13 protein-coding genes are annotated in these 11,020 nt (G+C 40.7%); 12 read left to right on the forward strand and 1 reads right to left on the reverse strand.

Annotation, left to right across the window (positions count from 1 at the left end):
* Positions 1 to 140: 140 nt before the first annotated feature.
* Positions 141 to 290 (forward strand): hypothetical protein, encoded by a 150-nt coding sequence (locus FS666_RS19940; protein WP_186306612.1) that lies wholly within the window; start codon positions 141 to 143, stop codon positions 288 to 290.
* A gap of 417 nt (positions 291 to 707) precedes the next feature.
* Here the strand turns inward: FS666_RS19940 and FS666_RS17815 are convergent, their stop codons facing one another.
* Positions 708 to 1,193, reverse strand: a complete 486-nt coding sequence (locus FS666_RS17815) for a LysR family transcriptional regulator substrate-binding protein (protein WP_244943952.1) — start codon at positions 1,191 to 1,193, stop codon at positions 708 to 710.
* Between FS666_RS17815 and FS666_RS20375 the strand changes: the two genes are divergently transcribed.
* The 11 genes from FS666_RS20375 (at position 1,139) to FS666_RS17860 (ending at position 10,599) form a co-directional block, all read left to right on the forward strand.
* On the forward strand, positions 1,139 to 1,513 hold the full coding sequence (locus FS666_RS20375; RefSeq protein WP_244943951.1) for a DUF3231 family protein: 375 nt from the start codon (positions 1,139 to 1,141) through the stop codon (positions 1,511 to 1,513). The two genes, FS666_RS17815 and FS666_RS20375, sit on opposite strands and share 55 nt — an antisense overlap.
* Positions 1,514 to 1,609: 96 nt before the next feature.
* Positions 1,610 to 1,909 carry a DUF3231 family protein gene (locus tag FS666_RS20380; protein ID WP_244943950.1) on the forward strand — a complete coding sequence of 100 codons (300 nt, stop codon included), beginning with the start codon at positions 1,610 to 1,612 and terminating at the stop codon, positions 1,907 to 1,909.
* Positions 1,899 to 2,105 carry a DUF3231 family protein gene (locus tag FS666_RS20520; protein WP_260842235.1) on the forward strand — a complete coding sequence of 69 codons (207 nt, stop codon included), beginning with the start codon at positions 1,899 to 1,901 and terminating at the stop codon, positions 2,103 to 2,105. Before FS666_RS20380 ends, FS666_RS20520 begins: the two co-directional genes overlap by 11 nt.
* Before the next feature lie 317 nt (positions 2,106 to 2,422).
* A complete protein-coding gene (locus tag FS666_RS17825; protein ID WP_144463618.1) occupies positions 2,423 to 3,898 on the forward strand; it encodes an MFS transporter in 1,476 nt (491 codons plus the stop codon).
* A gap of 137 nt (positions 3,899 to 4,035) precedes the next feature.
* Positions 4,036 to 4,479: a histidine utilization transcription antiterminator HutP gene (gene hutP / locus FS666_RS17830; protein ID WP_144463619.1), complete on the forward strand. Its 444-nt coding sequence runs from the start codon at positions 4,036 to 4,038 to the stop codon at positions 4,477 to 4,479.
* Between the two features lie 125 nt (positions 4,480 to 4,604).
* A complete protein-coding gene (gene hutH / locus FS666_RS17835; RefSeq protein ID WP_144463620.1) occupies positions 4,605 to 6,125 on the forward strand; it encodes a histidine ammonia-lyase in 1,521 nt (506 codons plus the stop codon).
* Between the two features lie 251 nt (positions 6,126 to 6,376).
* Complete coding sequence (locus FS666_RS17840) at positions 6,377 to 6,994, forward strand: PadR family transcriptional regulator (protein ID WP_144463621.1); 618 nt, start codon at positions 6,377 to 6,379, stop codon at positions 6,992 to 6,994.
* Between the two features lie 3 nt (positions 6,995 to 6,997).
* Complete coding sequence (locus FS666_RS17845; protein WP_144463622.1) at positions 6,998 to 8,260, forward strand: MFS transporter; 1,263 nt, start codon at positions 6,998 to 7,000, stop codon at positions 8,258 to 8,260.
* A 209-nt stretch (positions 8,261 to 8,469) separates the two neighbouring features.
* Positions 8,470 to 8,982 (forward strand): response regulator transcription factor, encoded by a 513-nt coding sequence (locus FS666_RS17850; RefSeq protein ID WP_144463623.1) that lies wholly within the window; start codon positions 8,470 to 8,472, stop codon positions 8,980 to 8,982.
* Between the two features lie 367 nt (positions 8,983 to 9,349).
* Complete coding sequence (locus FS666_RS17855) at positions 9,350 to 9,721, forward strand: GntR family transcriptional regulator (protein ID WP_144463624.1); 372 nt, start codon at positions 9,350 to 9,352, stop codon at positions 9,719 to 9,721.
* Positions 9,722 to 9,726: 5 nt separating this feature from the next.
* Positions 9,727 to 10,599, forward strand: coding sequence for an ABC transporter ATP-binding protein (locus FS666_RS17860; RefSeq protein ID WP_144463625.1), 873 nt, complete (start codon positions 9,727 to 9,729; stop codon positions 10,597 to 10,599).
* The last annotated feature ends 421 nt before the right edge of the window (positions 10,600 to 11,020 follow it).

Genomic DNA, 11,020 nt, shown 5'->3' on the forward strand with positions numbered 1-11,020 from the left:
AACCTCATCCGGAAAGGGAAAAGCACAAAGTACACACGCGCCATTGCGATTTGTCGCAATGGACCGTGACTCTTTAGGGTCCGGGAACCTCCCCATTTTAATGGGGAGAGGTTTCAGTTGAAATATTACACGATCAGCCAATGAATGCTGAAATCAACTTTCAATGCGGTCAAATTCATGATGCTCTGGGATTAGAAGAAGAAGCACTGGAATTTTATAAAAAAGCGATAAAAATTGGTTTGCCCGATGAACTGTTAAAAGATGCATATGTTTGTTTAGGTAGTACGTAAGAGTATTAGGATCTTATCATAAATCTCTTGATGTATTAACAAAAGGGAAAGATCTATTTCCGGATTACCGGCCACTCGATATTTTTAAGGCCCTTACTTTAAATAGTCTAAATGAACATCAAAAAGCACTGGAAATTATGTTAAAGACACTTGTAGAAACTACGAATGACGCAGGAATAGGCAATTATGGGAGAGCTCTAAGATATTACTCTGAACATTTAAAGCTCGTAAAGTAAAAAGAGACCGCAAGTGCTGGCCACACTTACGGTCTTTTACGATAGTCGCCTCTCAAAGAGTGGCTGGCTCGAGTAGTCAATGAAATAGACCATCCCTGGAACTTGTTAGGTCTCAAGGGAGGTTCTATTTTTTTTGCCTTGAGATAGTATGACAATTAAGTTGTGGAAGTATCGATGGTGCTTAACTTTTCATTGAGTTGTATAAATCAGAAACTATAGAAATAAAACTTTTTGTTGCATGTGATGGTTGCTTTGTAATACCTAGTCCAATTATCCGATATGCCTCTTTTTCGAAATCAATTGCATTAATTCCAGTCGGTGCGTTTGTAAGAACAAGTTCTGGCCTAATATTAATACCAAGATCTGCCTTGACCAAAGCTATAATCGATTGATCATCGGAAATCTCATATTTGACCGTTGGATTGATATTATTTTGAATAAAAAACTCTTTAACTTCATAGCCTGAGGGAAATAAAGTGGGATATTTTATGCGATGGGGAGGGAAAATATCCTTATATAATCGAGGGCAGGGATTAAAACCAAATGGAGACTGAAAACAATACGAATACAAAGCATATACCGTTAACGTCATCTGAGCTAGCAACCCTTTGGATTGTTTACCAAAAAAAGACGATGATGGTAAGAGTTGTTGATTACCTTTTGTCAAAAAATCAAGATCCAGAATGCATAGAAGTATTGCAAACATTTTACGAAGGAGAAACCGAATTTGTTAGTGAACTGGCTCAGATTTTCAAGCAAGAAGGAGCGGTAGTTCCGGTTGGGTTCACTGAAAAAGATGTGAATTGTGATGCTCCACGATTATTTGATGACATTTTTGATGTCATGTATTTGCGTACAATGATGAAAATTGCCACAGGTATTCACGCATTGCATATGACGATGGCTTACCGGAAGGATATTATGGGGCTGTACAGAAAATCCTCGGAATTTGCCGAGGAAATTTTGGTGAGTGCGACCCAGTGTTAGTTGGGCAAGGGCGTGCTCCCAAAATCTCCATATGTGACTTTACCTAAGCATGTAAAGTTTGCGGAAGGCAAGGAGTACCGTTCAGGATTTAAAATAATGGGTCACAGAAGATCATTAAATACTATTGAAGTGGCTTATCTTTATCAGGGGATTGAATCAAATATTTTGGGGATGAAATTAATGACAGGGTTTGCTCAAGTAGCTAAGGAAGAAGAGATTGCGAAATACTTTTTCCGGGGTAAAGAATTGGCTAAAACCATCATCTCGAAATTTACTGAAGTGTTATTAGATAGCGACATCAATGTTCCGTCCACGTCAGCCGGAGGAGTAACAGACTCAACAATGTCCCCTTTTTCAGATAAGCTTATGTTGTATAACACGTCCTTTGTTAAGTGATTTTGGGATAGGCAGCAGTGCTATCGGCACCTCCTTCAGCTTAAGGAAAGATTTGCCAATGAAAATGATGATGATTGCAAAGGATATTTTGGAATTTGCGAATGATGGGGGAAACCTCGCAATAAAACATGGGTGGATGGAAGAACCTCCCCAAATGGAGGATAGAACCCAATTATCAAAACGGAAAAGCAAGTAAGGCGAAAAGATCCAGCAACGGGAAATCCTTTAAGCTGATTGGATTGATTTGGGCAGCTTATAACTATTCCTGCAAAGTTTATGGGACCACCGAAATAGGTGGTCTAACTTTTCAATTATATCAACAGATGGCCACTTTTGGAAAAAAGCAAGGGATGTCTCAACAAAACTGTGACTTAAAGGTAAAAATAATGTCTCCAAAGGCACGATGTTATCATCCCGATATTTTCTAGGAACGAAAGACAGCTTTAAGATCGTCATAAAATTTTGCAGTTGGGGGAAAAGCTATGAAAGGAAGTGGTCAAGGAGGATTCTGCAATGGATCGGAAAAAAGAAAAAAACAAACGAAGAAAATACAAATTCCACAAGGATGATGTAACAGTTATAGACGCGGATATCGCGAAAAAAGCTGTCGTGGCTACTGCATTGGGGAATGCAATGGAATGGTTTGATTTCGGCATTTATTCCTATTTGGTTGTTGTCATCGGGAAAGTGTTTTACTCGGGTGTAAGCGATTCTGCCCAGCTGGTATTTAGCTTCGGAACATTTGCGGCTGCCTTCCTTGTTCGGCCGATTGGCGGGATGTTCTTTGGAATGTTGGGTGATCGATTTGGGCGAAAAAAAATTTTAGCCGTCACATTAATTATGATGGCCGCTGCCACACTCAGCATTGGGTTGATTCCAAGTTACGCATCTATTGGAATAGCTGCACCGATTCTATTGCTGTGTGCAAGATTGGTGCAAGGGTTTTCCACGGGCGGAGAATATGCCGGCGCAATGACTTTTATTGCTGAATCTACACCAGACAAAAAGCGCGGGTTTATGGCAAGCGGGCTGGAAGTTGGCACACTAACCGGATATATAGCCGGTGCCGGGCTGGTTACAGTACTCACCTATGCTTTGGGGTCAGATACGATGCTGGATTGGGGCTGGAGGGTGCCATTTTTGATTGCCGGCCCAATTGGCATAATAGGTCTGTATCTCAGGAACCATCTCGAAGAAACACCTGCATTTGCTGCGATGGAGGAGAAAAAAGAAGAAGGTAAAAAGCCGCATGTCTCCATGAAAGAACTATTTCTGTTTCATCGCCGTTCGGTATTTATGTGTTTGGTCTTAGTGTTCTTTTATAATGTGATTGATTATACAGTCCTGACCTATATGCCTTCTCACTTAACAGCGGTTTTGGGCTATGGAGAAACCAAAGGGCTCCTGTTAATTTTGGTTGTTATGTTTATTATGATTCCGATTGTATTAGCCATAGGATATTTTGGAGATCGGGTCGGAAATAAACGAATCATTCAGATGAGTTTGATGGGTATTATTTTGTTGGCTGTTCCAGCGTTTTTATTAATTGGAAGCGGCAGTAATTGGCTCGTTTTCTTAGGATTGATGATATTAGGTGCACTCTTGTCAGGCATAAAAGGCACGATGACTTCACAGCTGCCATCTCTGTTTTTTACAGAAGTCAGGTACGGGGGCTTGGCAGTTACTTACAATATTTCCGCATCGATATTTGGAGGAACGGCTCCTCTGCTGATTTCGTGGTTGATTAATACCACCACAAACCAGCTAATGCCGGCATATTACTTAATTTTCGCTTCGCTAATTGGAATTGTGTTTGTTACTTTATTCCTGAAAAACACTTCCGGAAAACCGCTGCGCGGCTCTCCTCCCGCAGTTGCAGAAAAACATGAAATCAAAGAAGTCATAGAAGATACAAATAATGTACTTTGGTGGAGTGAAGAAAAACAAGAGATAAACGAGCGAATTGAAGAAGCAGATAAGGATGATTAGAATGGAAATGCCGTGGGTTTCCGGCATAGCAGTTCCAATGTCTGTGGCATGGCAACCGTCAAACTTATTGACATGAATTCGAAAAGCGCTTACAATTGAGATGATCAGTTTAGTTATTAGAAAAAGAGTTGTTTTATATGTCTTTGAATAAAGATCGTCGAATTGGCCGTCATGCGGTTCTCCTCCTGCTGTCCGATCATCCCGCCGAGCAGTTGAAAAAACTGGAGCAGTCAAAATGGAAAGGCTGTATAGGGAAAGTTGGTTCGATGGATGCGCATAAAGTGGTCGCTGCCATTGAAACGGCCGCGAAGAAAAACGGGATTGTCCGTTCGGACGTTTATCGTGAGATGCATGCTCTATACCATGCGATCATCGAAGCACTGCATGGGATTACAAGGGGCCAGGTACAAATAGGCTCCATCCTTCGAACGGTCGGCCTGTCATTTGCTGTTTTACGGGGAAATCCGTATGACAATGAGCTGGAAGGAGACTGGGTTGCTGTTGCTTTATACGGGACGATAGGAGCGCCAGTGAAAGGATCCGAGCATGAAACCATCGGATTGGGAATCAACCATATATAATTGCCCATAGTTTATTAGATTAGTTAACAGGGGGCTATATCTTGGAATCATCACGATTCCAAGATATAGCCCCCTTTTTCATGGCTGCTTTACTTAACTAAAGGAAGTATGAAAGGAGAATTCAAATGGTCACACTTAATGGCAATTCACTCACTTTTTCCGAGGTAAAGAAAGTTCTGTATGATCGGGATAAGGTCCATTTTTCGGAGGATAGCATGAAGAGAGTGGAAGAGAGCAGAATAGCGGTAGAAAAAATCGTGTCCGAAGAAAGGATCGTCTATGGGATTACAACAGGATTTGGAAAATTCAGTGATGTATTGATCGGGAAAGAAGATGTCGAAGAATTACAGTTGAATTTAATTCGATCCCATGCCTGCGGAGTCGGCGACCCTTTTCCGGAAATCGTATCGCGGGCGATGGTTCTGCTTCGTGCCAATGCGTTGCTGAAAGGATTTTCAGGTGTTCGCCCAGTTGTCATCGAAAGGCTGTTGGATTTGATCAATGCGGACATTCATCCGGTTATTCCACAGCAAGGCTCCTTGGGAGCCAGCGGCGATTTGGCTCCTCTCTCGCACTTGGCCCTTGTTTTAATTGGAGAGGGTGAAGTCTTTTATAAAGGGAAAAGAACATCTGCAATTGACGCCTTGACGAAAGAAGACATTTTCCCGATCAGTTTGACGGCTAAAGAAGGTTTGGCTCTCATCAACGGAACACAGGCAATGACGGCTATGGGAGTTATCGCTTATTTGGAAGCCGAAAAATTGGCTTATCAAGCAGAACTTATTTCTGCTGTCACAGTTGAAGGCCTGCGCGGCATCATCGATGCATTTGACGAGGATATTCAAATAGTCCGCGGCTACAGGGAGCAGGCGGAAGTAGCCGAACGGATCCGTCGGTTTCTGTCAGACAGCCGGTTGACAACGAAACAAGGAGAAATCCGCGTTCAGGATGCTTATTCAATACGGTGCATCCCGCAAGTGCATGGAGCCTCATGGCAGGCATTGAACTATGTAAAAGAGAAACTGGAAATCGAAATGAATGCGGCTACGGATAACCCTTTAGTCTTTGATAACGGGGAAAAGGTATTATCGGGCGGGAATTTTCACGGACAGCCAATTGCATTGGCAATGGATTTCCTGGCGATCGCAGTGGCTGAACTTGCCAACATTTCGGAACGCCGGATTGAACGGTTGGTGAATCCGCAACTAAATGACCTGCCCCCATTTTTAAGCCCTGAGCCGGGCTTGCAGTCAGGTGCCATGATCATGCAGTATGTCGCGGCATCATTGGTATCGGAAAATAAAACATTGGCTCATCCGGCAAGCGTTGATTCCATCCCATCTTCTGCGAATCAGGAAGATCATGTAAGCATGGGAACAATTGCGTCAAGGCATGCGTATCAAATTATCCAAAACACAAGACGTGTATTGGCCATTGAAGCGATTTGCAGTTTGCAGGCCGCGGAAACGCGGGGAAAAGAGAAAATGGCGACAGTCACTGGAGAGTTTTTGGAAGAGGCCAGAAAGATCGTGCCATTCATTGAACATGACCGGGTTTTTTCAAAAGATATTGAGAAGATGGCCGATTGGTTAAAAACAGAAGCCACGGGCTTTGCCGAAAAAAATAGACACAAGACGACATCATGAACAACAGGAAGTAACAAGGACGACAATTGGACATTCTGCTTTTAGAAGGAAAGCTGCATTCTGCCTTTTCTAAACAAGCTCGGCAATCGTGCCGGGCTTTATTTCATTTGGCTGTTTTCACAGTTCCAACTTTGAATTGCCCCGTCTTAAAGATTTTTCAGTTATTTGGTTGATTTTTACAGCGCTTTCACATATCATAATGATGTATCAAATTGATACATCATTATGATATGTGAAAGGGGAATGCAAGGTTGTCAATCGAACATTCGATTCTTGCCATTTTAAGTTTTTGGCCCAGTACAGGTTACGATATAAAGTCGGAGTTTGAGCATAAAGCTGCCGGACTGTACTGGGGGATGAGTTATGGCAGTATTTACCCAAAATTGAAGAAGCTTGAAGAAGAAGGGTTTATTTATTCGATTGAAGAGGAGGAGGGAGGACGTAAAAAGAAACTTTACGAGCTTACTCCAAAAGGGTGGGAGGAATTTGAAAACTGGCTTCGACAGCCCCCGGCCTACCCGGTTATTAGAGATGAATTATTCATGAAGATGTCCGCCTGGCATGAAGACATGGAATACTCCGTATTAATCGGTCATCTGCAAAAAAGAAAAGAGAAAACGGAAGATTTGCTCGATTTTGTGAAAAATTGGCCGACAAACGGGATATCTTACATCAGCAAAGTGGGCATGCTGCCCATCCGGTATACCGAAATGCGGCTGGAAGCGGAGTTAAAATGGATTGAAGAAGCGATAGACGCATTGGAAAAAGACCAGCTCCCCCAAGGACAGGACCCGAATGGGAATACAGAAAAACTGCTGGCAAGGCGAAGGAAGGCTAAGCAAACGATCCAAGCGGATAAGGAAGAATAGGCCATGAAAGCCGGCATATTAAAGCCTTTAACATTCCGTCCATTCCGTTCGTTATTTGGTGCACAAGTTTTTTCAGACCTCGGCAATTGGCTGGATTTGATTGCTTTACAAGTTATTGTTGCCTATCATTGGGGACTGGATGAAACAGCCATTGCCGCAGTTATCATAACATTGGGGCTGCCTTGGGTAATCATCGGTCCCTTTGCAAGTGTGTTCGTGGATCGGCTCCCCAAGAAGCAAGTGATGATCGTTTGTCTATTGTTCAGAATCGTGTTTGTTGGAGGGCTGTTTTTTTCTCCCAATCTATATTTTCTTTTATTTTTTGTGTTTTTAAAGGGGATATTCGCTGCCGTTTACGATCCTGCAAGACAAAGCACGATTCGGTTGACCATCCCAGAGAAACACCTCCCGGAGGCAGTCACACTGAGCCAGCTTTCTGCGAACACGATGAAAATTGCCGGTCCTGCCATTGGCGGAAGCATCATCGGTTTGTTTGGGGCAAAAAGTCCCTTCTTATTTGAAGCTGCCGGTTTTTTCATCGCTATTTTATTTTTATTGACTCTTGCCAACGTGGATGAAAAGGAGAGTGATACCCCGGTTAGATCTGAAAATAATGGTTATTGGAAAGAACTGACTGAAGGCATGAAACACATTGCGAAAACCCCTTTGTTAAGAACTTCAGTCATTCTATCTTCTGTAGCGTTTTTTATCATTTTTCTGTATGACGGGCTATTTGTATTTATTGCCCAAAAGCTTGGCTTTTCTGAAGGGGATTTTGGGCTGCTGATTAGTGCTGTAGGTCTTGGAAGCGTAGCAGGCTCCCTGTTCATGGGGAATTGGACGCGTTGGAAAAGAAAACCGATTCATGTCATGTCAAGTGCATTTCTTTTTAGCGGGTCATTCATCATTCTAATGGGGCTTGGCAGTATGGGAATGATCCGCTTTCCTCCATTGGCATGGGGATTTGCCGCCTTTTTGCTCGGCTTCATGGCCTCTGGGGAATCGGCGCCCTATGGGTATATTTTACAATCAGAGACACCTAAACAGATGATGGGAAGAGTATCTGCCGCAGCCGCGTCATTACAAACATTCTGTATGCTTATGGCACCTGCTGCGGGCGCGCTTCTGGCCAAGTGGATTGGCGTTTCGCACGTGTTGGTCGGAGCAGGAGGGGCCACCTGTTTCATGGCGGCTTTTGTTCTCCTGGTGATTGTGCGGAAATTCAATCTTCAAAAAGCCATTCAGGAAAAACACTTCCAAACTTAAAATGTATATTTCCTTTAGCGAAAAAAGATAAGCCTAATTTTATTGCAAAAACGATGAATTAGGCTTTTTTTATATTTTGATTTCGCAGTAATACGATTGCTATGCAGTAAAAAAACGAATCTTTTTGAGTGCAAGTATCTGAATATAAAAATAGTATAATATGAGATGGAATCAAATAAACGAGAATACGAGTTTAAGGATGATGGAAAGTGATTCGGATATTGGTAGCAGAGGATGACATACATATTCAACGGCTTATAAAACTTTACCTTGAGCCTGAAGGCTTTCAGGTTTTGCAAGCTTTTGACGGTGAAGAAGCCATATGTTTGATGGGAAATAATCAGGTTGATTTAGTAATACTTGATATTATGATGCCAAAGGTGGATGGCTTTGATGTATGCCAAGAAATACGTCAATTTTCGACTGTTCCGATTTTAATCGTAACCGCAAAAGGGGAAACGAAAGATAAGGTGGACGGTTTTCGGAGCGGAACCGATGATTATATCGTGAAGCCGTTTGATCCCGTTGAATTTGTACTGCGTGTAAAAGCATTGCTGCGCCGATATCGGATAGCCTATTCATCTATCGTTACGATTGGCAATCTCAAATTGGACGAAAAAAACAAACTGTTGAAATCGAAGATCAAATCATTGTATTGCCGCCCAAAGAATTTCAACTCTTACGTAATAAGCAGGGCGCCTACGATAAAAGACAAAATATAAGCAACTATAACTTAACCAGAAAAAGATGAAGGTTATTGTAAAATTTTTTAGAAGAGTACCCTTCTGTCTTCAAAAGGGCTCTTTTTTTATTGAAAACTTAAAACAGTTTGGCGTTTTACCTATTCCCCCGAAAAGGCAGATTAAGGGATCATTCGAAAAAACACACCTCCGTTAAATAGAGAATGGGCGCTTTCTTAGGCAGGAAAAACAATCGTTAGTTGAACAGTATATAGCGGGTATATATAATATATAAAGAGAAATACTTGAATCATATATGAATTAAGTTGGGGGCAAGATAAAAGTTTTTTTTACTTCAAAGATTTCCGTGACATGATCAATAGATACACACAGATGAGGAGGTATCTGCATGCAAATCATTATATCTAACAGCTCAAAAGAACCTATTTATGAGCAAATTTTCAAACAAATACAATCTAAAATATTTTCAGGTGAGTTAAAGGAAGGAACAGCTCTGCCTTCCATAAGACAATTGGCCAAGGATTTAAGAATTAGTGTTATCACTACAAAGCGTGCATATGAAGAATTAGAGAAGGCGGGGTTCATATACCTAATTGCTGGGAAAGGTTCATTTGTAGCAGAACAAAATTTAGATGTTATTAGAGAAAAAAAACTGCGAGTGATTGAAGAGCAATTAACTGCTGTTATCTCCAACAGTAAGGAGATCGGATTATCTTATGAAGAATTACAAGATTTATTAAAGTTGCTGTACGAGGAGTGAGAGGAATGGAAAATGTAATTGAGTTGCATGGCGTTTCTAAAAATCTTCAGACATTCTCTATAGATAATATAGATTTACAGATAAAACAAGGATACACAACTGGATTTATTGGTGCAAACGGTTCAGGAAAGTCAACTATAATTAAGTTAATAATGAATCTATTACAACCGGATAAAGGAAAAGTAAGAGTATTCGGAATGGACTATGCCAATCATGAAAAAGAAATTAAAGACCGAATAGGCTTTGTCTACGACAGCAATATATATTATGAATTCCTAAACTTGAAGGAGATTATTAAAATTGTTGCTCCAGCTTATAAACAGTGGGACAATAAACAGTTTAATAAGTACGTTAATCAATTTGAGCTGCCTTTAAATAAATCTGTTAAAAATTTCTCTAAGGGAATGCAAATGAAGGCCTCTATAGCTATTGCCTTATCTCATAATGCTGAATTAATTATTATGGATGAACCGACAGCAGGATTAGATCCAACGTTTCGAAGAGAATTATTAGATATTTTTCAGGAAGTTATGGTAAATGAGGGGAAAAGCATATTTTTTTCAACGCATACTACAAGCGATTTGGAGCGTTTCGCTGATTATATTGTATTAGTTAATAAAGGGAAAATTCTTCTTAACCAACGCTTGGATGAGTTGCAGGAACAATATGTCTTAGTGAAAGGAAGTACGGATTTACTTGATCGGGATACAGAAGCACACTTCATACACATAGAACGTTCTCAAGATGTCTTTCAAGCTCTATCGAAAAATGCAGAAGAGGTACAAAAGGTATTTGATGATCACGTTGTGATAGAGAAAGCTTCTTTAGATGAAATTATGTTTTATATGAAATCTGCGCATGGGAATCAGGGTAAATAATTAAATTTTAAGGACTTACATAAGCTAATACAAATGTAGAAAATATGAACATGCATTGAAGACTTTAATAAAAATTAAGGTCTTTTTTTGTGAAAAAAACGAGGAAATCAGAATTTATCATTGTACATACTGTAAATAGGATGTATAGTGTATATATGCATGATATACTCTTGGGTATATGAGAGGAAGTGAAAATAATGGAAAACATAGTGTAAACTAGCACATTATTTCAGACACCTAATTTCAAATTAACTCCGGTGAAAAACCTGAAATAGTGTGCCGGTTTGATCACTTTATTTCAGATTTGGAAATAGTTTGGCGCATTATTCCAGATGCTTAAGCAAAAGAAACTCCCTTTAAAAAGGGAGCTGCGATTCCGGAATTAGTTCTTTTGATAATATCCTCACTTTATATACTTCTA

Origin of the sequence: Siminovitchia fortis (assembly GCF_007681465.1) — a bacterium.
GTDB lineage: Bacteria > Bacillota > Bacilli > Bacillales > Bacillaceae_C > Siminovitchia > Siminovitchia fortis.